Raw genomic sequence first — 21,555 nt, 5'->3', positions numbered from 1 at the left:
CTGTTCGGGGAGCCATATGGAGAGGTGTCCGAGTTGGCCGAAGGAGCACGATTGGAAATCGTGTAGGCGCCAAAAGCGTCTCGAGGGTTCGAATCCCTCTCTCTCCGCCAGCTCTTATAATAGATATTTGGCCCGTTGGTCAAGGGGTTAAGACACCTCCCTTTCACGGAGGTAACAGGGGTTCGAATCCCCTACGGGTCATAGTAGTATGGAGGCTTAGCTCAGCTGGGAGAGCATCTGCCTTACAAGCAGAGGGTCGGGGGTTCGATCCCCTCAGCCTCCACCATTAATAATATTGAGAAGTACCTTCAATGTCGCGGGGTGGAGCAGTTCGGTAGCTCGTCGGGCTCATAACCCGAAGGTCGTAGGTTCAAATCCTGCCCCCGCAATTAATTTCCTGATGGAAATGCCTCTGGAACTGTGGTGTAGAGGCCTAACATGCCTGCCTGTCACGCAGGAGATCGCGGGTTCGAATCCCGTCAGTTCCGCCATTTAACTTAATATGCCGGTGTAGCTCAACTGGTAGAGCAACTGACTTGTAATCAGTAGGTTGGGGGTTCAAGTCCTCTCGCCGGCACCATTTTGGAGGATTAGCGAAGTGGCCAAACGCATCAGACTGTAAATCTGCTCCCTTACGGGTTCGGTGGTTCGAATCCATCATCCTCCACCAGTTTTATTATTATGGTGGTCGTGACGAATGGATTAACGTACCGAATTGTGGCTACGGCATTCGTGGGTCCAAGGCCCATTGATCGCCCTGTTAAATACATAATGGGGATTAGCCAAGCGGTAAGGCAACGGACTTTGACTCCGTCATGCATAGGTTCAAATCCTATATCCCCAGCCATTAAGAGCCATTAGCTCAGTTGGTAGAGCACCTGACTTTTAATCAGGGTGTCGAAGGTTCGAGTCCTTCATGGCTCACCATTATCATTGTATGCGCGTGTGGCGGAATTGGCAGACGCACTAGACTTAGGATCTAGCGTCTTTGACGTGGGGGTTCAAGTCCCTCCACGCGCATATTGTTTTTGCGGACGTGGCTCAGCGGTAGAGCATCGCCTTGCCAAGGCGAGGGTCGCGGGTTCGATTCCCGTCGTCCGCTCCATATTTGCGCCCTTAGCTCAGCTGGATAGAGCGTTTGACTACGAATCAAAAGGCCGGGAGTTCGAATCTCTCAGGGCGCGCCATTAATTTCATAAGCCGGTGTGGCGGAATTGGCAGACGCGCGCGACTCAAAATCGTGAGGGAAACCGTGGAGGTTCGAGTCCTCTCACCGGCATCTATTTCGGGATGTAGCTCAGCTTGGTAGAGCACCTGGTTTGGGACCAGGGGGTCGCATGTTCAAATCGTGTCATCCCGACCATTTTTTTGCGGGTGTAGTTCAATGGTAGAACTCCAGCCTTCCAAGCTGGTAGCGTGGGTTCGATTCCCATCACCCGCTTTATATAGATGAAAAAAGAGACGGCTTATGCCATCTCTTTTTTTGCTTTTAAACCATCGTGTCCTTAATCAATAAAGCTCAAGAGTTAGAACATTATAGTCTAAATCGATGATGGTTCTGAAATTGCAATTGTTATTATACTTCATGGATTTACACAGACTGGCTACTCATCGTCCTTACTAAGCTGACATGACCTGTTAGGTTTCCCCGCTATTTTAAACCTCCTTTTCTAATTCAAGTCGCTCGGAGCTCCAATCTCATAACTCGATAGCACGATTGTAGTTGTATGATTTCTCTGAAGATTTGATTTCTTTGGATCCGTCCCACTTTGAATAGAGTTGGTGAGTACAAGCTTTGTTAGACCATTTCCTGATTGTTTGGTTGTTTCACCTCTAAAAACCGAATTTGGCCCAAAGGCCGAATATCGGTTTTTTTGTTTCATGAGTGCCAAGCCAACATTTTAAAGAAAATAAACGCTATGTTTTCAGAGTGATCAGTTTAGTTCTGATAAACGCTAGTGATCCACCGTTGCTAACTATTCTGCACGTGTGTTTATTCTCTAGACTACTGATAACAGGATACGTTAAGTGTGTGATTATGAATCTTCTACATAGTCCAAAAATAGCAATAATTTGAATCTGAATTCACAAGAGTGAAATAAAAGTATTTCTTTTATTACACACTTAGTCTCTACCACACTTTGCGAAGGTTGTTTGTTTATTGTTATATGAATTATTTTTTGATCTAATAGAACTATTTCAACCTTTTCCCTTGATGTCGATATAATTGAGGGTCACAAAAGTGTATTCCTTTAGGCAAATGGAGATCAACTCGCTAAAACGAAAAATATGTAGGTTGCGAATCAGAATTGTCTTATTGAACAGGAGGGGTGTACTAGAAAAAAGACTCATTACGGAACTCAGAATTGAGGAAAAACGGAGGTTATGTTATGGACAAAAAGAATGATAAAAGTTGCTGGATGAAGTGATTGACCATAAGCCTTACGATTACAAGCAGCAAGATATAAACATTAGGAGGATAACCAATATGAATTCATTCAAGAAAACGAAGAGCTTGATCAGCGCCCTGACCGGGGCTGCACTATTATTCTCGCTACCAATGACGGCAGGCGCGGAGAGCAATATCAACTATACAGGCATGTTCCTGGGTTATGACGGAAGTGTAAACACCAGCCCTGTTTGGACCTATAACCCTGACATTGTCTCCTATGATCTGCTGAACTGGAACCAGGGGGGCACCGATGCAGCCTCCATTACCTCTAATAGCGCCTCCGTCATCCAAGACCTAGGGAAAATTGTCACCGTTTCCACCCACATGCCCAATCCTCAGGGTGGAAATGTAAACGCCCCAATGTCTGATTCCGATTTTAATATCTTGGCCAATACAGACATTTCATCCATCAATTCGTCCAGCCCCGCATGGCTACAAAATTATAAGGCCCAGGTTGACAATGTTGTGACCGGTCTGCAAAAGTTTAACTCATCCCCCGTTTACTACAGACCCTTCCATGAAATGAACGGAGGCTGGTTCTGGTGGGGAAACAAGAATACGACAGACTATAAGAACCTGTACATCAATCTGTACAATTACATCGTGACGACCAATGGTATGTCCAACGTCAATTTTGTCTATGCCCCAAATAAAGGAGCTAACGCGGCTGCTTATTACCCCGGCTCTAGCTATGTCACATGGATTGGCATCGATGCTTACAGCGATGATCCGTCAAATGACAATGAAATCAAGATGGCTTACAATGACATCAAAGGACTTGGCAAAACTTACGGCTTTTGCGAAATTGGACCAGCCGTGGGTGGCGACCATGTGGATCGCAACAATAATCAGCTCAAGGAATTCGATTATTCGCTTTGGAACAACGCCCTGAATGAAGTCTACACTGGAGCAAGCTTCTTTATCACCTGGGATGGCGCTTATGCCCCGCAGAATAACACAAACGGCAGCGTGCTGTTTACAAAGGAGAGCTCCCAGTAAGTGCCTAGCGCCCGGCGTCCAGGCAGCACGGCATCAAGGCGTTAATCCCAAGCTGACCGCAGAGCCTTGGGAGAGTGGGACGTTTTCAAGAACGACAACAAAAAGCACCACCTTAATGAATTGGCCCCTGATAGACTAAAAAGACCCAAAAGACACGACCTCCTGTTAGGAGAACGGGTCTTTTGGGTCTACACAGCAACATGCGAGTATGCACGTTAAATATCGGTTGGTCAGATGCGGACTTCCGTCTCATCCGGAACGAACTGACGATATTGAAAATACATACGGAGCCGCCAGTGTAACAACGTCCCGAAGGCTAGTATGAAAAATAGCCCTGCTGTTTGCGGGATGGTAATGTAATGCTGAATAAATTCATGCAGCAGCAATCGGACGATCAGCAGGCTGATCAGGATAAAAAAGAAGGTGCGCGAGCGTTGCACGAAAACCAGCCCTTCTTGTAACTCAAATTTGGTGCTGCGGATCAACGGGTAGGAAAAAATAAACCAGCCGATCAGAAAAGCGCCCAGCGCCCAAAGCCAGGGAACCCGTACTTCTGGCACCACAAACATCATAAAGCCAGTGCTCATGCCGAGCGGAGGAATGATGATTTTTTTGGCATTAATCGGGCGATGACCTGTCTTCATACGGATGAAAATAGCCGATATAGCGATTAAGATCATACCGAAAGTTGCGCCATATTGCAGCAATGGGGTGCTGATATGAAACATGGACTGGCCCCCTCTATAAGGAATATAAGCGTTATTGGGCAGACTGCAAACCTTTTACATTATAGCACATATGCAATGGATATATTTAGTTACAGTCTTTCCTCCGGCAAGCGGATTATACGCCTTTTGGTGGTAACCGGCCCTATAATCGGGTCTCTTTCATCTTATGCGAGTTCTTGTGCTTGTACCTCACCTGCGGTTGATTTTTTCTCTTGGCGCATGATATAAACCATCGCTGCAATAATAAGGATAAAAGCAATGAGTGCGAGCAACGGAATGGTGATGAAATCCAACCAGTTCAGGTAATCCTGTTCACAGGATACTCTGCCGCAGGCCGTTGAAGTTTGTGTGGCTGCTTTGGCGGCTGCATGGATGCGCTGAATAATAAAATGATAGGCCGAAATCGCACCACCGATGACAGCTAATGGCATAACGTAAACACGTATTTTCGTATCGCCTCGAAAATATGCGATTCCGAGCAGAAGGGTCAGGGGATACATTAGAATGCGCTGAAACCAGCACAGCTTACAAGGCTCATATCCCAAGATCTCGCTGAGATACAGACTGCCCAATGTCGCCACACAAGCTACTACCCAGGCGGCAAATAAAGCAATATCCGTTTTTTTAAACGATCCGATCATAGTAACGCTCCTTTTTAAATTCAAATGAGAACAGTATGAACTCATCGTGTCTTGTCCCATCGGCAGGCATTTGCCGATATGCATGTCTTTATCCATATTGTACTGTATTTTGAGTGCGGGGTCATACTTAAACATATTGACATCATTCACTATCATTTTTATAATTGCAGTAGTTTGGGAAGTTAATAAAGATTCAAGATATATATTAAGAAATTAGGAGTGTGCCCAGAATGTCGAGCAGCCGGAAAAATGAAACCTTATCTGTTATTAGTGAAAGACACGCGGTAAAAAGCTATGTAAAGGATTTTAAAATGCCAGAGGAAGATCTGGAAGCTATCTTGACTGCCGCGGTAGAAGCTCCTTCCGCTTGGAACCTTCAACATTGGAAATTCCTTGTTATCGAAAGTGAAGCGGACAAACAAAAATTGCTGCCTATCGCCTACAACCAAGGTCAAGTAGCAGAGAGCTCTGTTACGATTGCCGTACTGGGTGATTTGGAAGCCAACCGCAATGCTGTCATTTATGATCAAGCGGTAGAAGCAGGCGCATTGCCAGCGGAAATCCGTGACGCATTGGTAGGTCAAATCAATGGCGCTTATCAAAACCCGCAGGTAGCTCGCGATGCAGCGATCCTGAACTCTGCTCTTGCAGCACAAAACATTATGCTGGCTGCTAAATCTTTGGGCTACGATACTTGCGCAATGGGCGGATTTATTCCAGCACAATTGATCGAGCAATTCAATATTCCAGCACGATACCTGCCAACCATGCTCATTAGTGTAGGTAAGGCACAAGTACCAGCACGTCCATCAGGACGTTTCCCACTGTCTGACGTTGTTGTAAAAGGCAGCTTCTAAGAAGAATAGTGAATATAAAAGGGTGTCCCTACAACCATTTGTGGTGGGGAACACCCTTTTTTACGTCGTTTTAAACTGTCAAAATCCTTTTGTATCGTACCTTGTTTAGTCCGAGCGTTTGGACACGAGATATACCAGCTCCAGCGTCAGGATCGGCAGAAAAACAGAAGCGGGATAGGCCAGATAGCGCGGCTCCCACTGCGGCTTGAATTTATCCTTAAAGCGTCGAAGCCCCTGGAAGCCGTAAAAATGCCCCCCGTATTGAAAAACGAGTCGAGCCAGCTTTTCCTCGCGCAATGCCTTTTCGCTTTGTCCTACCTGGGACAGCGGGGCCATGCCCAGGTTAAATGTCGTATATCCACTTTCCTTGGCCCACTCGATGACCCGTGTGAATAAGTAATCCATCGTTCCATTGGGTGTGTCGGGCAGGTGACGCATCAGGTCGATAGAGACCGTCTGTCCATGATCATAAGCAGGGGCCATCGTGGCGAAAGCAATGACCTTCCCTTCGGAGTCTCTAAGCAATGCAATTGGAGCTAACTGAAGGTAAGATTCTTTGAACCAGCCGAGAGAATATCCCTTCTCCTTGCGCCCATCCAGCCAAATATCCGAAATATGACGCATCTCCTCAATCAATGACGCCTCTAGAGGCGGCTGGACCATTTCGAATGAATAGCCTTCGCGGTCAAAGCGATTTTTGGCGCTGCGCAGCGCCTGATTGCTTTTGCCCGTTAGTGTAAAGGACTCCAGCGGCACGAGCGCCTCCTCGCCCAATTTAAAAAAGCGATAGCCGTTCTCGTGATAGATGGACAAATATTCCGGTGATGCTTGGTAAAATACAGCCGTCAATGCATATCGATCCGCGAACCGTTGGAATTCCTGAATGGCTTCACTCACACGTTCTTTTGGACCGAGAGGGTCACCTAATACAATCAGTTTGTCCCGGCTGCGAGCATAGGGGAGAACCACCTGTTCGTCCTTGGTCCAATACAGATATTTATCGCCCAGAAAAAGCATATGAGAAACGAGGTTACCACCCTGTCGTTCCAAAAATTCTTTTAGCTTAACCAGCTCCTGTGCGTCGGGTAGATTGCTGATGCTACGCTGAGGACGAAGAAAGAAATACACCGTCAGGAATACCCATGCCAAAATCAAACTAAATACGGCTGTAACTCCGTAATCGCTACGGTTCATAAAAAAGTCCAGATGGACCTTGGCATGTATATGACGCATAAATGGTGTATTGGAGCCTGCCCCGATCATAAAATAAGCGCCGGTTACGAGTAGAGATAATCCGCCCCATATTAAAATGTTGTGCCGATTCAGCGGCGCACTGACCCGATAAAACCGTGAACGCGAAATCCACAGCATTACTGCCACGAACAGCAGGAAAAAGGCTTCTTCAAAATCCAGACCTTTAGTGAAGGTGAAAATGGCTCCTGTCAGCAGAAGTATCAAGGTCAGCCGCAATGCTCTGCGAATACGCAGAGAGATTCCGTGGGACAGAACGACAAGCATAATTCCGATGATGACCGAGATTTCGTGCGATAAGCGCATAACGGGCAGGCTGAGCAAATGTTCAGCAAAACGGAGCCTATACAGCAGACCAGGCGTAGCGGCCGACAACAGAAGCACCACGCCGGAGATGAGTACCAGTTTCCCAAGCGCCCATACCCCCAGATCGGCCAAAAACCGGAATTGACCAGGCCAGCCCCATACCTTCTGCCAGGCATTAAGGGAGTAATCCCAGCCTGTCTCAGCGAGCTGGCTCAGGCGCTCATTACGCGGAATCATTTCCAGCGCGGCTAATACCAAGCCGATGAGCCACGGAATGATGTAATAAAAGACGCGAAAGACCAGCAGCACAGCCAGCGCCCGGTCCGAGTTGGCTCCTGCCATTTGCAGCCCGAGCAGGGCGATAATATCGAATGCACCGACTCCTCCGGGTGCAAGACTGATTAACCCCGCAATTGCGGCTATTACATAAATACCGAACACAGCATGGAGCGGCAGCTCATGGAGCAAGTGCGAGCCGATCCATGCAAAGGTAAGACCAGCCAGCAGCCATTCCAGCAGAGAGGCGCCAATGGAGGCAGAGATGGTGAACCAGGAGAGCTGTCCTTCTCCCTTGTTGAACCATGTGGCATACCTTTTGGAGCGCTGCATGATCAGAAATAGAGGCAGGTAAAGTGCCATTCCCCATAGCGCCCAATGAAGCCATGGGTGAGCATCCAGCACAGGCTGCACCGGATACAGATGGACAATAGCACCCCAAGCTAGCAAAGATAGTCCGGTAATGACGACAGGCGAAAGAAATACGACTGCCGAGGTAATGACACCCAATGGCACACCGCTCTTTTTATACAGCACAGTGCGCAGTCCAGCTCCCGTAAAGCCTGCAAAGCCGAAGACATTATTGAAGGTATTGGATATCCAGGCGTATCGGAATGTCGTTCCAGGCTTGACTTGAAGCTTGAAATGATGCCTGATTACATAATCGTAAGCACTCATAGCAGCCACGGCTACCACGGAGAACAAGCCAATTTCGATGAGAAACGTGGCGTCCATTCGCCGTAGCTCATGAAGCATCCGTGCCAGATTAAAGTCTTTTAGCTCTCGTCCAGCCTCCCATATAATAAAAGCCAGTACAGCCAGCGGCAGTAAAATACGCGTCAATCGCTGCCTGTAGATGGTCATCATATACTGTACGATTTTAAAGGATTGGAACGGTTTGTGATTTGAATTCATAGATTCACCTGCTTGAAAAGGATAAGATTGAGACTGATAATGCGCGAAAACTTCCTGCCCAAATAAAAGGCTTCGTTATATTATACCTGTAATAATAGCTTGAATAACAACAGAAGGGTTACGAAATGGGAGTTCAGATTGATTGCTGTAAATAATTCCAATATAATGATGGAATACCTAGTAAATTGCTTGGCAATGGAGCTGACTGAACATGAGTATATGGGATCGGAATCTTTTTATACGTCGATTGGAGCTATTGTGGCCTCCAGATGCTGACAGGAGCCAATACCCTTTTAACTTAAAGGCTCTTCAACAGTGGAATGAACTCAAATTCCATCCTTCCGTTACCTATATTGTTGGAGAAAACGGCGTAGGTAAATCGACGCTTATGGAGGCAATCGCGGTCGCGTGGGGCTTTAATCCAGAGGGTGGCACTAAAAATTTCAACTTTTCTACACAAGCCACGCATTCCGCGCTGCATGAGCATATCCGGTTGGTGAGAGGGATCGAAAAGCCGAGGGATGGCTTCTTTTTCCGGGCGGAGAGCTACTATAATGTGGCGACTCATATCGACGAGCTGGATCGAGAAGGAGGAGGGCGACCTATTCGAGATTCGTACGGGGGGAAGTCGCTGCATGAGCAATCGCATGGCGAGTCTTTTTTTGCTGCATTTGTGCACCGGTTTGGGGGACAAGGATTGTATATTTTGGATGAGCCAGAGGCAGCGCTATCGCCTTTGCGTCAGATGGCCATGCTTGCCCGGATTCATGAGCTTGTGCAACAGGGATCACAGTTTATCATTTCTACCCATTCCCCCATCTTGATGTCTTATCCAGATTCGGTCCTGTATCATCTGACACATGAAGGGATCGACACACGGACGCTGGAGGAAACCGATCATTATATCATTACCAAACAATTTCTGAATAACAAGGAAAGGTTATTGCAGGAGCTATTCGAAGATTCACCATAAGCATATAGTAAGTTTGGTAGTATCCACTTTGATGAGGAGGAAACCGTATGAGTTCAAATCTCGATGTAGTTATTCAGCGGATATCGGCTTTCAAGGTAGCAGCGCTGACTGCGCGAGCCCCTTTTGCCGAATTGGGTGATGAGGTACGCAGACAGTGGCAACAAGTGCAACAGAACGTCCCAGAGAACCACTCAGGTCGTCTGGACGCGGATATGGGCTATGTGTTAACTCCCCAATGGACAGTTGTTGAGGAGAACGGAAGTACTGCGGTCAAGGTGGGCGTTAAAGTGTCCTCGTGGAATGAAGTACCGGATAGTCTTGAACGCATCGAGGTGCCCGAAGGAGAGTATGCAGTGACCCGTTTTCAGGGAGATCGGGAACGATTGAATACGATTTATGATGATCTATTTGCTTGGTTGGATCGTAATGGCTATGAGCGTAATACGACAGAGGGGGTATATTGGATCGAGTCGAATCGACTGAAGCCGGTGAACCCTTTTGATATTCCATCCGCAGAAATTCAGAAATTTGATTATGATATTGCGATCGCTATTGTACAAAAATAAAGGAGTAACATTCAGGGGTATCGGAAGTATTTTATGATTGTTATTTGCCTCCCACTCTATTAATATAATGAAGAGTTTTGCTGAAATGGTTGCAAAATAAGAATTTCGTATACGAAATAAAGAACCTGAGGAGGACAAAACGCAACATGTCGGATTCACAACAATTGAAAATGGGGCCGCTCGTCATTTTGATGATTAATATGTTTATTGCCATGCTGGGAATTGGACTCATTATTCCGATCCTCCCCAAGTTCATGGGTTCCTTGGGAGGCAGTGGTGAAACGGGAGGCTATCTGGTTGCCGTGTTTGGCTTGACCCAGTTTATATTTTCGCCGTTAGCGGGGGAATGGTCCGATAAATACGGACGTAAAAAAATGATTATTATCGGTTTGGTCATCATGACGGTGTCTTCTGTATTGTTTGCAATTGGACACTCATTGACCATGCTGTATATTTCCCGTTTGCTTGGAGGCGCAGGAGCGGCATTTATGATCCCTCCAATGATGGCTTATATTGCCGACATCACAACAGTCCATAACCGAGGCAGAGGAATGGGGCTGTTGGGGGCCGCTATGTCGCTTGGTTTTGTGATCGGTCCTGGTGTAGGTGGTTTGCTGGCAGATATCTCGCTTCGTACACCCTTATACGTTTCGGCAGCGGTATCAGGTTTAGCGGCACTGATTTCATTGATTTTACTGCCCGAAACCTTGTCGTTGGAGAAGCAGTTGAAGTTTCGAAATGTTAAGGTGAAACGGGACAATGTGATTAAACAGTTTGCGCTGTCTTTCCGCAAGCCGTACTTTATGCTGTTGATTATGATATTCACGTTAACCTTTGGCCTGACGCATTTTGAAACGATGTTTCCGTTCTTTGTAACAGGCAAGTTTCATTACAATGAACGTGATATTGCTATCATTATTACCGTAGGTGCGTTGGTCGGAACTATAATTCAAGCTGTGGTCATTAGTCCGATGTTGAACCGTTTTGGTGAAAAAGGTGTGATTATCGGTTCTTTTCTGTTTTCCGCGATTTCCCTTGTGCTTATGTTGCTCTCAGGGAACTTCTATTATGTACTCGGAGTATCGCTTATCTTCTTTACCGCTACGTCGTTGCTGCGACCAGCCATTAATACTGCTTTATCCAAAATGGCAGGGGATGAGCAGGGAGTTGCAGCCGGGATGAACAATGCTTATATGAGTATTGGTAATATCCTGGGACCTGCGCTCGCCGGTACACTGTTTGAGGTGCATATCAATTTGCCGTACATTTTTGGGGCGGTCATTCTCATGCTTAGTTTAGGGCTGGCTGTAAAATGGAAAAGCAGAGATACGCAATCCACAGCGGTTTAATGTTGTTTTTTCTGTAAAATAGTCTCTTTTGGTGTGAACTGTGGCGTTCTTATGAACTACTACAGATTACAGCGGAAGAGGCTATTTTTTTGCATACATAGCCAAATGTTAATGAAACGGCAGAATCTTGGGTAATAATGCATGATAAGTTTATAACCAGTTAGAAAGTAGAACTTAAAAGTCGGATAACTTGTGAGGAATACGCTAAAAGGAGCTGAGATCGGATGAAAGAGCGGAATGAGCAGTTATTTTATATAGGAACTTATGCGTCTCGTGAGGAAAGAGGAATTTATATAGGAGCTTTGCATACGGACAATGGTGATTTGCGTATGGTTGGAGGTATGGAAGGAATCGAGAGACCTTCTTTTCTGGCACTGCATCCGAATGGGGCGGAGTTGTATGCTGCCAGTGAAACAGAACCAGGCGAACTGTACACGTATCAGGTGAACACCCAAACGGGGGAATTGCATCCTTTGGATCGAAAAGGAACGGAGGGCGCACATACTTGCTATGTATCCGTAACAACAGATGGACGATATGTGCTGGCTTCTAACTATTCTGGGGGCAATGCCGTTGTATTCCCTGCGACAGAAGCAGGAGGATTGGGAGACATGTCGGGGCAGGTTCAGCACACGGGGTCAGGGATTCGTCAGGACCGCCAGGATGCGCCACATCCACACTCGATTATTCCTGATCCTTCAGGACAGTATGCCATGGTATGTGATCTGGGGCTGGATCAGATTATAGTATATCGTTTGACCGAGGATGGAAAACTGGTGACCCACCGTGAGACAGATTTGTCACCTGGTTCCGGCCCACGTCATCTGGTTTTTCATCCCTCGGGACGATATGCCTTTGTCGCCAATGAATTGAATAATACCGTTGCTGTGTTTGGTTATAACGAACGTAATGGTAAGCTTACCTTGCTGCAAAGTCTGTCCACACTACCAGAAGGCATTATAGATGTAGAAAATACAGCAGCGGATATTCGGATTACACCCTGTGGACGTTTTCTGTATGTATCCAATCGAGGACATGACAGCATCGTACTCTACCATGTCGATCTAGACAGCGGCAAGCTGAAGACGATTGAATGGGTCGAGACTTTCGGCAGTACGCCGCGTAACTTCAACATCTTGTCTGGTTATTTGCTAGTGGCGAATCAAGAGGGAAACAACGTCGTATCCTTTGCTATCCATGGGGATGATGGACGGTTGACCCGAACGGGATATGTATTGGAGGTTCCTTCACCAGTTTGTATTGAACCTGTACGCTAATTACACAGCGCATGGCAAAAAGGGGCCGGTAAAAGAGGATGAGAAAGTAAAACACGGCGCTTTGTCTCCCAAGAAAGGCATGGGCAAAACGCCGTGTTCAGGTTTTGAAGGGGTCTAATTATTACTTGCTGCTATCGCCAGCTTCTACCGTTGCTGTTTTGGTATGGTTTTCGGCAGGTTTGTAGTACAAGCGGAACAGGATATCCTGGTTGTAGTTACCAAATCCAGTACCGAACAGGGTTACCCCGCCAATATGCTGGGCATCATCCAAAATGGCAATACGGAATTTCCATTGCTTCTGATCAATCAGCACGTCGCTTAGGGTCACATCGGATATCTGCTTGCCATCCATAAAGGTACCTTCAGACGTCACGCGAAGTCTCTTAAGCAGACCATATTGATTGATAAAATCAGGCCACCATGAAGGTGTATATTTACCACGATTATCACCGAAATCCCCCGGGCTGGTCCAAGTGCCCAAATTCACATCATTTAGAAAAAACGTGATGTCTGAAGGCCAATTATCATTGGTAAAAGGGGCCTCCGATGATAATTCCATCGAAATTTCCAGTTCCTCAGCTTTTTGACTGGACAATAGGAAATTCGGCACTTTATAATCCATATACCCTTGGCTAAACCACAGAATTTTGGAATTGAAGCGCTCAGGGTCTAAGAATGAACGAGGCTCATCGAATTCTCCGATAATCTTTTCGACGGTAGCTAGGCCGCAGGTTGCCTGAATTTCAAAATCTGTAAAGTGTCCGACGGAAATCTCCGTCTGATGAAATTGCCGTATATCCTGCTGATAGCGTGGCATGGCGATTTCAATTTTGTCCGTAGCCAATGAGCATACCTTCTGAACCCCGCCTCGTCCGGGCAGCATTTTAGTCGAAATAATGGATGCTCTCTCCAGTTTCTTAACATGCATGGTCATAATCGCACTACTGAGTCCCAGGGCTTCCGCCAGCTCACGTATATTCATAGGCTTCTCCGCAAGCAGAACAATCATGTTCAGCCGAACCTCACTGGCCAGCGCTTCATAAACGGGAAGTGATTTTTCAGAAATGTCCAGTTGCATAGTTCCTCCAATTCTAACGCGCATCATAAATTGATGGTAGTTTAACATATATGGATTTTTTTCAATATTCATACATATAAAACGATATGATTTACATTTATATAAACAATATACCCTTTCCTTGATCGCTGGCACAAGCCTAACCCCGTAAAAAGCCAAAAATTGTTCAAAAAACAGGACACCCCATAAACTCTTTCTTTGTGTGTTGGGATGTCCTGTGATGGTATGTGATTTGCGGGATGTATACGGGATCTAATTTCAGGCGCAACGGGTGTTTAGGACCGCATATGTTCATCAGCCAAAGAAGAATCGGCGGTTGTATCTTTGTCAGTTGCGTGTAATTCCTGATGCTGCGAAGCATCGGCCTTCATCAAGCCGGGATGACCTACATAAGGACGATCACTTCGCGAGCGGCCTCGGGTAAGTCGGAAGCCAATCAAGAACAGCACAAGCTGTGCAGCCAGTATGTAGGGAGATGCTTCTGGCCCAAGCCACTGAAACAGGGCGACAACGGCAATGACCATACATAACAGGCTTGTTGGGAAATGGGATGCCGTCACGTCCAGATCATTTTGTCTACGCAGGGTCATCAGACGATAGACATACAGCAAGGCGATCAAGCCAGAAACGAACCTTATCCATGCATACCCTATAAGCCATGATACAGATTGTGTGGTGTCGGGTAGACTAACATCGACATGACTGTAAGTCATCAGTTCCACAACCAGTCTTGAGGTCAACCAGACGATTCCCGCCAGCGTCAGCGGACCGGCCGCTGGTCGCAATAGCTTCCATAATGCTGTTCCCCAGCCTGGAGCATGGGATTCCAGCAGAACAAGTCGCCGTTCCTCGATCAGTTTGTTCATTTCACGCTCCAGTGATTTGAGAAGCAATTCCCGGCGGAATGGATCACATTCCCGAAGGGATGCTTGAACCTGCTCTTGAAGGTGAGGGGTCAAATAGGGGGCGGCCTTAGCCTCCTGAAGAGCATGGATTAGTCCATGCTGGTGCTGCTGCTTTTCGCTGTTGTTGATCGCGTTCTGGGTAGCAGTCTGGAGATAACCAGCTAACCGCCCATAGATACGCAGTGATTCCTGTAATTCTTCGAGCCGCTGCTGACGCGAATTCCGAAGCTGGGCTGCACTGTGAACATACAGCCATACCAGCAAGGATAACGCCAGCAGGAAGGCGATCAGACCGGGTGAGATATATGCGGCTAATGCCGCGAAGTCCGTCGGGGACACCCGCAATCCCTCCTTCCATTGTTCTTTCTACACTATTGCACAGACCACGCAGGCATTTCAAGGGCTTGTATATCTTTAAACCAAGAACTATGAAGTATTTTTTGGTAAAATAGACAAGATTACAGCAGGAAGGGAGATTCGGCATGAATAAAAATATAGATTTTGCAACAGAACATCATGAGACATCGAATCAACCGTACGAGCTGCTTCGCGTAGATTACGCCATTCCAGCCGTCGAGGAATATCGGGCTTTACGCAAGGAGGCTGGTTTGTCGCAAATTACGGAAGAAGCGGCAGCTAAGGGCTTGCCGAACAGTCTATTTGCTGTAACGCTACGGCTTGAACAGGAATTGATCGGGATGGGCCGGGTGAGCGGTGATGGCGGTGTGTTTTTTCTGGTTACGGATATTGCAGTCAAGCCTTCCCATCAGGGGAAGGGCTATGGACGTAAGCTTATGGAAGAGATTATGGAGTATTTGAAACGGGAGGTTCCGACGGGCAGCTTTGCAACGCTGATTGCGGATAAGCCAGCCGACCGGTTATATGCGCAGTTCGGCTTCCAACTAGTCAGTCCAAGGTCGGAAGGGATGTATTGGCGACAGCCGGGAGGACTGTAAGCTGAAATCCTGCACGAGTTTGAGCTGGTTATAAAACGGATAAATAACAGTAAGAAAATTATAGATAGGAAGAAGGCACGTTACTATGAAAGTGATTATTTTCGGAGCAACAGGAACAATTGGCAAAGCGTTAGTAAAGGAAGCAATCAAGCGTAAGTATGAGGTGACGGCAGCAGTGCGCGATCCGCAACGAGTGACAGAGCAAAATGAATATTTGACGGTGGTTCAGGCGGATATTCTAAACCCGAATTCCGTTACGGAGGTAGCCAAAGGGCACGATGCTATCATTAGCGCCTATGGTCCCAAGTTTGGAGCTGAGGAGGAATTGCTCGAAGCGACTCGTTCTTTACTGGAAGGAACTCGGCGTTCCGGTGCGGAGCGCATACTTGTCGTTGGCGGAGCGGGTAGTCTGAAAACGGAAAACGGTGAGCGTCTCATGGATACCGCTGAGTTTCCAGAGGAAGTGAAGCCACTGGCGGCGGCGCACGCTGATGCACTGGAGTTGTACCGTGCTGCGGATGTAGACTGGACATATTGTAGTCCTGCCGGAATTATTGAACCGGGTAAACGTACAGGGCAGTTCCGTATTGGTTTGGATCATTTGGTAGTGGACGAATTAGGCCATAGTCGCATCTCTGTTGAGGATTATGCGGTAGCCCTGATTGATGAGTTAGTAGAAGGGGAATTTGTCAATTCCCGCTTTACCGTCGGATATTAATCACAGGGATGGCTATATGGGAGGCGAATAAGCATGTATATGGTGACCGCCGAACAAATGCGGCAACTGGATCGGTACACGATTGCTAAGCTGGGGATCCCGACCCTGACCTTGATGGAAAATGCCGGGCGAGCAGTAGCTGACGAGGTACTGAAACTTTGTGCTGAGAGACGTGGAAAAAGCGGTGGCATAAATGAGGTTACACACACAGGAGCGGGGGATGTACCGGGACATGGCAGTGTTATACGGACGGATTCATCGAGCCGAGGGCGATATGATGTATGTGAACAAGCACACTGGTATATCCTCGTTGGTAAAGGCAACAACGGCGGTGACGGACTGGTGGCAGCCCGCCATCTGACCGATGCAGGTCTGCGCGTCACTGTTGTGTATGCCGAGCCGCCTGAAACGCTACGCGGTGAAGCGGCTGCCCAGCGCGACATCATCGCGGCGCTGGATATCCCGGTTATCCTCTATGGTCGGGATAACCTCGAACTGCACGGTGCCTCCGGCATCGTCGATGCCCTGCTGGGCACGGGCACGCAAGGTCCACCGCGTGAACCCTATGCCTCGCTAATCCGCGAGGCCAATGCCAGCGGCGCGCCAATCGTGTCGGTAGACGTGCCTAGCGGCCTCGACGCCGACACAGGTGCACTGCACGAGCCGTGCATTCATGCGCGTGTCACCGTATGCCTCGCCTACTTGAAGTGTGGGCTCGCCCAATATCCGGGCGCCGGAAACGCTGGTGATGTGGTGGTACGCTACATCGGTATTCCGCCCAGCCTTGCCCGTGAGCACGGCGTACAGCTGCAGCTCCTGACCAGCGCTACGCTACGCGACGCGCTGGACGTGGATGTCAGCCGTAGTCGTGTGCCGGACGGGCACAAGGGCACCTATGGTCACGTTCTGGTCGCGGCCGGAAGCCTGCGCATGAGCGGTGCGGGCCTGCTGGCTGCACGCGCCGCCTTGCGGATCGGCAGCGGCCTTGTGACGTGGGCGGTGCCCGAGGCACTGCTTCCGCACGTCATTGGTGCCGCGCCGGAGCTGATGCTCGCTGCCGCAGCAACAGGCGGAGACGGCGAATGGAACGCTGACTCTGCCGCTGAGCTGCTCCAGCTTGCGCAGGCGCGCGATGTGCTGGCCGTCGGGCCCGGCCTCGGCCGCTTCGCAGGGGACACTGGCTGGCTGCGCCGCCTGTGGGAGGAATACAGCGGTCCGCTCGTGCTCGATGCGGACGCCTTGAACATCCTTGCCTCGGCGGGGCCTGAGCTGGATGCCTGGAAGTCGAGGGATGCGGCGGTCGTGCTAACGCCGCATCCCGGTGAAATGGCTCGCCTGCTGGGCATGCCGACAGCAGAGGTGCAGCGTGACCGAATCAGCCATGCCCGGGAGTACGCCCAGGCACGCGGAGTCACGCTGGTGCTCAAGGGAGCACGCACGGTCATCGCGTGTCCCGATGGAACGGCCTACGTCAATACCACAGGCCATGCCGGCATGGCGACAGGCGGTGCCGGCGATGTGCTGACAGGCATCATCGCAGGGTTGTTGGCCCAAGGCTTAAACGCTTCGCAGGCAGCAGCCTTTGGCGTGTATCTGCATGGCGTGGCTGGGGAAACGGCCGCGCATCATCGCCAGCATCCCGCCTCAGTGGTAGCCGGCGATATTATTGAAGCCCTATAACCCATAGCAGCAGTGGCAGGAGGAAGGCCAGCATGATCTGTACTCCATATTCACGGTTCAGCCAGTGCCTTCCCCCATAATAAAGCAGTGTAATCCCTGCACCTGCTATGCCGTTGCTCCATGATATACCTGTTCCAGCAGGCGACATCAAAGATCCTAGCAGGAGAAAGACACTGAACCCTACGGCAAGGCATAGCGTGAACTGCTCAGGCTTGCGAAGCCAGGGTAAAAGATCACGTAGCGCATCAGCGGCAAGAGCCGCCGGAAGGGCAAAGCCATAGGCCCACAACTGCGCGGTCAGTTCACCGCTATTGCCTGCTATACTCACAGGCAATCCCGTTATTTCCTCTGTCAGATAGCAGTAGACCCATAAGAGACCAAAAACCAATCCTCCACAGGCTAGCTTATTCAGGGCATAACAACCAAGCTCCATCCGCCAAGGCATTTTGGAATTAAACTCATTCCAAGACTGTCTCATATTGCGACTCCCCCCTCATTTCAATCGGTAAATCAAAACCATTCAAGGAATTTATTTTCAATTACAATCCGCTTACCGTTTGCGACATTTGAGTTTACGTTAGCTGTGTATCATGTTCCTAAGCGAAATAAAGATTGCGGATAGCCGCGGTACGGAAAGGCGGGGATTGCATGATACAGGCGGTTATTTTTAATCTTGAAAGTACATTGTTAGACCCCGGAGGACGGGGCTTAATCCAGGGAATGTGCGACATCTTCAGATGGAAGGGCATACAGGTAACTGAAGAGCAGGTATCTCATGGACGGGGATTGCCCATCCGGGATCATATTGCGAATGTGCTCGGACTTTCAGAGGTTCGTAGAAAATGGCTGGAGTGCTTTGGTGCGCATCCTGGCAGAGTGGATATTGAGCATATTTATCTTGAGCTTGTCCCTGTTCTTCGCTCTTTGATCCAAGGGGCAGAGACTGCTACTGGTATAGATAGGGCGCTGCAGGAGCTTCAAGATCGCCGCATTCAGTCAGGCGCTACTGCATCTTGCCCGATAGAGATGCTGAGTCACGTATTCACGCCTGCACAGTCACCCTATACACTGGATTGTATGGTAGCCCCTTGTGAAGTTTCGCAGGGGAGGCCTTATCCGTGGATGATCTATGAAATTGCACATCGCCTGCAGGTATTCCCGCTTAGCGATATTGTGAAGGTAGGAGACACAGCAGCCGATATGCAAGAAGGACGGAATGCCGGCGTTTGGACGATTGGTGTGTTGAACCATAACGAGAGTGCTTTGACCCCGGATCACACTACAAGCTGTGAAACGGACGATAGAGTATCTGAGGAACGACGCAGACAGAGTATATATGGCTTGAAAAGGGCAGGGGCCCACATCGTGATGAACTCAGTCGCTGACTTGCCGCGTATTTTGCGTGAAATTGAAATGCTCCAGCATACGGGAGGCTATCCTTCTTATATGAAACCGATGAAAACAGCCGCGGCTCCTCCATCGTGAGAATAACGGCACAACTCTTAAGTACCTTTAATAGACCTTCTAGGTTATATATGTATGCATCTAACTGGATAAAGGTGTACTCAGCCCGACTTTCTAACCTCAAAAGGAGCATTCGCTATGTTAGCGAATGCTCCTTTTGAATGTACTCCCTTTCGTCTGTAAAATGACCCGTAAGATGGACACTTTAGGTCAAGTGTCCATCTTACGGGTCACAGTTCACCGAAATCATTATTGGTCTGAACTCTTTACCCGGAACTGATCAGCATGACGCTGTAGATTGTTTGATAGTGTAGTCAGATTACGGGCTACTGCGGATAGTTCTTTTACCGCTAAAGCCTGCTTCTGTGCGCTTGCGGATACGTCTTCCGTCATTCCGGCAGTTTGCTGCGCCGCGCTGGCTGTGTGATTCAGATGTTGATCTACGCTGTGACGTACCTCGTGCATTTCTGTCGTCAATTGGGCCAAATGTGCAGCAAGTTCCTGAACCTCCTCTGAAACCTGGGTGACTTTGTCAACAGACTGTAAACATAATGCAATTTGTTTTTCTTGTTCATTGACAGTGTTTATATTTTGATCAAATTGATCGCCCATTTGCTCAATTTGCTCGACAAAGCTGCTTAGGATTTGGTCGATTTCACGAATGGACATGGCAGATTGTTGGGCAAGTTGTCCCATCTCATGAGCTACGACAGAAAAGCCTTTACCAGCTTCCCCTGCACGCGAGGCCTCAATCGAGGCATTAAAGGATAAAATCTGCGTCTGCTTTACGATGCCCTGTACCTGCTGCCCGATGTTAGCTGCTTCACGGGATTTTTCGGTTAGTGCGTGTGACATACGCTGCATCTGCTTGATTCGCAGGGCGCTTTCTCGTCCCTTCTCCAATAGCAGTTCATGTTCACTGGCTACCTGATTACGGACCTCATTGAGATGGCGCGCCGTATCCGTAAACTGGTGCACATGGCTTCCGACTTCATCCAGCGTTTGCCCTAAGCGGTCAGATTGCTGAACCGATTCTAACGTTTGATCCGCTTGGTTTGTAGATACATCAGCAATTTGCTGGAGTGTGCGGGACAGTTCCTCAGTCTGGTGGAGTGTTCCTTCTGTTGTCACGACGATATTCTCTGATGCTTGCTGAAGTGTACTTGAACTGCTTTGAATGTCCACAATCATATTGGACATGGCTTCCACCATTCGGTTCGTCAAGCCGCTGATTTCACCTAGCTGATCATACGTAACTTGCTGCGATGTAACCGTAAGATTGCCGTCGGCTACTTGCTCCAGTGTATTTTTAATGAATCGCACCTGACGCAGTATTCGACGGGTTACCAGCACCATTGCCGCAATGGAAATGATCAGAATGATGGAGACCACAGGGATAACTAGCCGGTAGGCCTCAGGCAGGGTTTTCTCGTATACTTCAGTTACAGAGGCAAGGGATCTGTCAATTCCCAGATAGCCTATGATGGTTCCATCTGTATCCTTAATGGGTGTAAAGGAAGAAAACATCGTTCCCCAATCAGGGTCCGTTGTGATATCTGTAGTGACCGTCTCCCCTTGTTTCAATCTATCTGCCGTTTCTTTACGGGTGAAACTAACAGGGCTTCCAAAAGGACTGTAGTCTTTGTCGTCCCAAGCAGCTCCGTCCACCGTGAGCTTCCACTCATCGCCAACACGGTTGTACATATACATATACAGGACTCCGCTTTGCAGCCTAAGCGTATTTAACTCGTTCCGAAGTTCTTTATACTCGCTGCTCTGCTCGGATGGATTCGTATTTAAGCTTTTGACGGCTGATTTGTCCAATAGCTTGGCCGTATTCACTGCCAGCGCTTCATTGTTGAGCTGCATGGTTGATAGAGAAGCATTCTGAATAGACAGTTTGGTCGTCCACAGAATCATGACGCCAATCACAACTAAAGGAATGAGCAAGATGAAGTAGAGTTTGGATTGTAATCCCATTCTTTTTTTGACTTTGCTTTTCATAATATGCTCCTTACTATATTATTTCACCTTCATATAATATCGTGTTCAAGTAGGGAAATATGAATAGTAATTCATATGTTTCATGAAAATTCTGCGCATTTGTGCAAATTTCATCCCATAGAAAAAAGCCTTAACTCAGTAATAACCGAGTTAAGGCTTG

At 48.2% G+C, this 21,555-nt stretch carries 17 protein-coding genes and 15 tRNA genes; 25 read left to right on the top strand and 7 right to left on the bottom strand.

The genetic code is table 11. The features are described 5' to 3' along the window. Positions 1 to 18: 18 nt before the first annotated feature. From ACU1JV_RS23150 to ACU1JV_RS23075, 16 genes are all read left to right on the top strand, one after another. Positions 19 to 110, top strand: a tRNA-Ser gene (locus ACU1JV_RS23150). Positions 111 to 129: 19 nt separating this feature from the next. After that, a tRNA-Glu gene (locus tag ACU1JV_RS23145) sits at positions 130 to 201 on the top strand. 9 nt (positions 202 to 210) lie between these two features. Next, a tRNA-Val gene (locus tag ACU1JV_RS23140) sits at positions 211 to 286 on the top strand. Positions 287 to 315: 29 nt separating this feature from the next. Then, positions 316 to 389: transfer RNA gene (locus tag ACU1JV_RS23135), tRNA-Met, on the top strand. A gap of 25 nt (positions 390 to 414) precedes the next feature. Continuing rightward, a tRNA-Asp gene (locus ACU1JV_RS23130) sits at positions 415 to 491 on the top strand. A gap of 13 nt (positions 492 to 504) precedes the next feature. Further along, positions 505 to 580: transfer RNA gene (locus tag ACU1JV_RS23125), tRNA-Thr, on the top strand. Positions 581 to 584: 4 nt separating this feature from the next. After that, positions 585 to 670: transfer RNA gene (locus tag ACU1JV_RS23120), tRNA-Tyr, on the top strand. Between the two features lie 102 nt (positions 671 to 772). Next, positions 773 to 847, top strand: a tRNA-Gln gene (locus tag ACU1JV_RS23115). 4 nt (positions 848 to 851) lie between these two features. After that, positions 852 to 927: transfer RNA gene (locus tag ACU1JV_RS23110), tRNA-Lys, on the top strand. 12 nt (positions 928 to 939) lie between these two features. Beyond that, positions 940 to 1,020 (top strand) — tRNA-Leu (locus tag ACU1JV_RS23105). Between the two features lie 10 nt (positions 1,021 to 1,030). After that, positions 1,031 to 1,105: transfer RNA gene (locus ACU1JV_RS23100), tRNA-Gly, on the top strand. 5 nt (positions 1,106 to 1,110) lie between these two features. After that, positions 1,111 to 1,187 (top strand) — tRNA-Arg (locus ACU1JV_RS23095). 12 nt (positions 1,188 to 1,199) lie between these two features. Beyond that, positions 1,200 to 1,279, top strand: a tRNA-Leu gene (locus tag ACU1JV_RS23090). 7 nt (positions 1,280 to 1,286) lie between these two features. Continuing rightward, positions 1,287 to 1,363: transfer RNA gene (locus ACU1JV_RS23085), tRNA-Pro, on the top strand. A gap of 7 nt (positions 1,364 to 1,370) precedes the next feature. Further along, positions 1,371 to 1,441, top strand: a tRNA-Gly gene (locus ACU1JV_RS23080). Between the two features lie 1,047 nt (positions 1,442 to 2,488). Further along, positions 2,489 to 3,451: a glycoside hydrolase family 26 protein gene (locus tag ACU1JV_RS23075; RefSeq protein ID WP_090737175.1), complete on the top strand. Its 963-nt coding sequence runs from the start codon at positions 2,489 to 2,491 to the stop codon at positions 3,449 to 3,451. Between the two features lie 230 nt (positions 3,452 to 3,681). On the opposite strand, the gene ACU1JV_RS23070 is transcribed toward ACU1JV_RS23075, so the two are convergent. Then, positions 3,682 to 4,179, bottom strand: coding sequence for a CcdC family protein (locus ACU1JV_RS23070; RefSeq protein ID WP_040102282.1), 498 nt, complete (start codon positions 4,177 to 4,179; stop codon positions 3,682 to 3,684). A 164-nt stretch (positions 4,180 to 4,343) separates the two neighbouring features. Then, positions 4,344 to 4,820, bottom strand: a complete 477-nt coding sequence (locus ACU1JV_RS23065; protein ID WP_058711011.1) for a disulfide oxidoreductase — start codon at positions 4,818 to 4,820, stop codon at positions 4,344 to 4,346. A gap of 230 nt (positions 4,821 to 5,050) precedes the next feature. On the opposite strand from ACU1JV_RS23065, the gene ACU1JV_RS23060 reads away from it, so the two are divergent. After that, positions 5,051 to 5,677, top strand: coding sequence for a nitroreductase family protein (locus tag ACU1JV_RS23060; RefSeq protein ID WP_013369121.1), 627 nt, complete (start codon positions 5,051 to 5,053; stop codon positions 5,675 to 5,677). Positions 5,678 to 5,782: 105 nt separating this feature from the next. On the opposite strand, the gene mprF is transcribed toward ACU1JV_RS23060, so the two are convergent. Next, positions 5,783 to 8,425, bottom strand: a complete 2,643-nt coding sequence (gene mprF, locus ACU1JV_RS23055) for a bifunctional lysylphosphatidylglycerol flippase/synthetase MprF (RefSeq protein ID WP_413987406.1) — start codon at positions 8,423 to 8,425, stop codon at positions 5,783 to 5,785. A gap of 211 nt (positions 8,426 to 8,636) precedes the next feature. On the opposite strand from mprF, the gene ACU1JV_RS23050 reads away from it, so the two are divergent. From ACU1JV_RS23050 to ACU1JV_RS23035, 4 genes are all read left to right on the top strand, one after another. Further along, on the top strand, positions 8,637 to 9,398 hold the full coding sequence (locus ACU1JV_RS23050; RefSeq protein WP_413987407.1) for an AAA family ATPase: 762 nt from the start codon (positions 8,637 to 8,639) through the stop codon (positions 9,396 to 9,398). 47 nt (positions 9,399 to 9,445) lie between these two features. Continuing rightward, positions 9,446 to 9,964 carry a GyrI-like domain-containing protein gene (locus tag ACU1JV_RS23045; RefSeq protein WP_058711009.1) on the top strand — a complete coding sequence of 173 codons (519 nt, stop codon included), beginning with the start codon at positions 9,446 to 9,448 and terminating at the stop codon, positions 9,962 to 9,964. Between the two features lie 146 nt (positions 9,965 to 10,110). Then, a complete protein-coding gene (locus ACU1JV_RS23040) occupies positions 10,111 to 11,313 on the top strand; it encodes an MFS transporter (protein WP_013369125.1) in 1,203 nt (400 codons plus the stop codon). Between the two features lie 224 nt (positions 11,314 to 11,537). After that, a complete protein-coding gene (locus tag ACU1JV_RS23035; RefSeq protein ID WP_413987408.1) occupies positions 11,538 to 12,590 on the top strand; it encodes a lactonase family protein in 1,053 nt (350 codons plus the stop codon). Positions 12,591 to 12,711: 121 nt separating this feature from the next. On the opposite strand, the gene ACU1JV_RS23030 is transcribed toward ACU1JV_RS23035, so the two are convergent. Next, positions 12,712 to 13,668, bottom strand: coding sequence for an ArsR/SmtB family transcription factor (locus tag ACU1JV_RS23030; RefSeq protein ID WP_413987409.1), 957 nt, complete (start codon positions 13,666 to 13,668; stop codon positions 12,712 to 12,714). 275 nt (positions 13,669 to 13,943) lie between these two features. Then, a complete protein-coding gene (locus ACU1JV_RS23025) occupies positions 13,944 to 14,912 on the bottom strand; it encodes a hypothetical protein (protein WP_040102278.1) in 969 nt (322 codons plus the stop codon). Between the two features lie 143 nt (positions 14,913 to 15,055). On the opposite strand from ACU1JV_RS23025, the gene ACU1JV_RS23020 reads away from it, so the two are divergent. The 3 genes from ACU1JV_RS23020 to ACU1JV_RS23010 all read left to right on the top strand — a co-directional run bounded on the left by ACU1JV_RS23020 (position 15,056) and on the right by ACU1JV_RS23010 (position 17,927). Beyond that, positions 15,056 to 15,529, top strand: a complete 474-nt coding sequence (locus ACU1JV_RS23020; protein WP_052452879.1) for a GNAT family N-acetyltransferase — start codon at positions 15,056 to 15,058, stop codon at positions 15,527 to 15,529. Between the two features lie 85 nt (positions 15,530 to 15,614). Next, positions 15,615 to 16,247, top strand: a complete 633-nt coding sequence (locus ACU1JV_RS23015; RefSeq protein WP_013369130.1) for an NAD(P)-dependent oxidoreductase — start codon at positions 15,615 to 15,617, stop codon at positions 16,245 to 16,247. Between the two features lie 33 nt (positions 16,248 to 16,280). Then, positions 16,281 to 17,927 (top strand): NAD(P)H-hydrate dehydratase, encoded by a 1,647-nt coding sequence (locus ACU1JV_RS23010; protein ID WP_413987410.1) that lies wholly within the window; start codon positions 16,281 to 16,283, stop codon positions 17,925 to 17,927. Here the strand turns inward: ACU1JV_RS23010 and ACU1JV_RS23005 are convergent. Beyond that, positions 17,911 to 18,405 carry a hypothetical protein gene (locus tag ACU1JV_RS23005; protein ID WP_413987411.1) on the bottom strand — a complete coding sequence of 165 codons (495 nt, stop codon included), beginning with the start codon at positions 18,403 to 18,405 and terminating at the stop codon, positions 17,911 to 17,913. The two genes, ACU1JV_RS23010 and ACU1JV_RS23005, sit on opposite strands and share 17 nt — an antisense overlap. Before the next feature lie 170 nt (positions 18,406 to 18,575). Here ACU1JV_RS23005 and ACU1JV_RS23000 point away from each other — a divergent pair, with 170 nt between their 5' ends. Next, entirely contained in the window at positions 18,576 to 19,412 is an 837-nt protein-coding gene (locus ACU1JV_RS23000; protein ID WP_413987412.1) for an HAD hydrolase-like protein, read from the top strand. 228 nt (positions 19,413 to 19,640) lie between these two features. Here ACU1JV_RS23000 and ACU1JV_RS22995 read toward each other — a convergent pair whose 3' ends face one another. Next, positions 19,641 to 21,395, bottom strand: coding sequence for a methyl-accepting chemotaxis protein (locus ACU1JV_RS22995; protein ID WP_040102274.1), 1,755 nt, complete (start codon positions 21,393 to 21,395; stop codon positions 19,641 to 19,643). Between the last annotated feature and the right edge of the window lie 160 nt (positions 21,396 to 21,555).

It is taken from the genome of Paenibacillus sp. T2-29, assembly GCF_052921365.1.
This window is presented reverse-complemented; position numbering and strand designations above follow the sequence as displayed.

What these genes read in the sequence shown, in the direction of transcription:
- ACU1JV_RS23020 (WP_052452879.1), top strand. Translation starts at nt 15,056, where the DNA reads ATGAATAAAAATATAGATTTTGCAACAGAACATCATGAGACATCGAAT.
- ACU1JV_RS23000 (WP_413987412.1), top strand. Translation starts at nt 18,576, where the DNA reads ATGATACAGGCGGTTATTTTTAATCTTGAAAGTACATTGTTAGACCCC.
- ACU1JV_RS23030 (WP_413987409.1), bottom strand. Translation starts at nt 13,668, where the DNA reads ATGCAACTGGACATTTCTGAAAAATCACTTCCCGTTTATGAAGCGCTG.
- ACU1JV_RS23075 (WP_090737175.1), top strand. Translation starts at nt 2,489, where the DNA reads ATGAATTCATTCAAGAAAACGAAGAGCTTGATCAGCGCCCTGACCGGG.
- ACU1JV_RS23015 (WP_013369130.1), top strand. Translation starts at nt 15,615, where the DNA reads ATGAAAGTGATTATTTTCGGAGCAACAGGAACAATTGGCAAAGCGTTA.
- ACU1JV_RS23045 (WP_058711009.1), top strand. Translation starts at nt 9,446, where the DNA reads ATGAGTTCAAATCTCGATGTAGTTATTCAGCGGATATCGGCTTTCAAG.
- mprF (WP_413987406.1), bottom strand. Translation starts at nt 8,425, where the DNA reads ATGAATTCAAATCACAAACCGTTCCAATCCTTTAAAATCGTACAGTAT.
- ACU1JV_RS23005 (WP_413987411.1), bottom strand. Translation starts at nt 18,405, where the DNA reads ATGAGACAGTCTTGGAATGAGTTTAATTCCAAAATGCCTTGGCGGATG.
- ACU1JV_RS23050 (WP_413987407.1), top strand. Translation starts at nt 8,637, where the DNA reads ATGAGTATATGGGATCGGAATCTTTTTATACGTCGATTGGAGCTATTG.
- ACU1JV_RS23035 (WP_413987408.1), top strand. Translation starts at nt 11,538, where the DNA reads ATGAAAGAGCGGAATGAGCAGTTATTTTATATAGGAACTTATGCGTCT.
- ACU1JV_RS23040 (WP_013369125.1), top strand. Translation starts at nt 10,111, where the DNA reads ATGTCGGATTCACAACAATTGAAAATGGGGCCGCTCGTCATTTTGATG.
- ACU1JV_RS23065 (WP_058711011.1), bottom strand. Translation starts at nt 4,820, where the DNA reads ATGATCGGATCGTTTAAAAAAACGGATATTGCTTTATTTGCCGCCTGG.
- ACU1JV_RS23070 (WP_040102282.1), bottom strand. Translation starts at nt 4,179, where the DNA reads ATGTTTCATATCAGCACCCCATTGCTGCAATATGGCGCAACTTTCGGT.
- ACU1JV_RS23010 (WP_413987410.1), top strand. Translation starts at nt 16,281, where the DNA reads ATGTATATGGTGACCGCCGAACAAATGCGGCAACTGGATCGGTACACG.
- ACU1JV_RS23060 (WP_013369121.1), top strand. Translation starts at nt 5,051, where the DNA reads ATGTCGAGCAGCCGGAAAAATGAAACCTTATCTGTTATTAGTGAAAGA.
- ACU1JV_RS22995 (WP_040102274.1), bottom strand. Translation starts at nt 21,395, where the DNA reads ATGAAAAGCAAAGTCAAAAAAAGAATGGGATTACAATCCAAACTCTAC.